Below are 257 nucleotides of genomic sequence, written 5' to 3'. Positions count from 1 at the left end.
ATAAGTTATCTCCTAGCCCAATAACGTGGCCGTGAGCATCTATTAAGCCGGGCAGTAATGTGTTGCCTTCTGCGTTTATTAATTTGGCAGCTGGAAAACTTTCTTTTAGTGTGTCGCCGCCTACTTTTACAACTTTGCCATCTTTTATAACTAAAGTGCTAAATTGCTGAAGTTCACCTTTTTGCATTTTGCCTTTATAAAGCGGGGTGTAGCCATTAGCATTATAAATAACTTTGGTTTGTGCAATAGCAAAGCTA

The 257-nt window shown here is 38.9% G+C and carries 1 pseudogene; it reads right to left on the bottom strand.

Annotated features, from left to right (window positions below):
* Positions 1-257, bottom strand: a pseudogene (locus tag R2R70_RS21435) (hypothetical protein); the annotation flags it as partial.

This window comes from Cobetia sp. SIMBA_158 (assembly GCF_046566945.1).
GTDB classification, from domain to species: Bacteria; Pseudomonadota; Gammaproteobacteria; order Pseudomonadales; family Halomonadaceae; genus Cobetia; species Cobetia amphilecti.
This window is presented reverse-complemented; position numbering and strand designations above follow the sequence as displayed.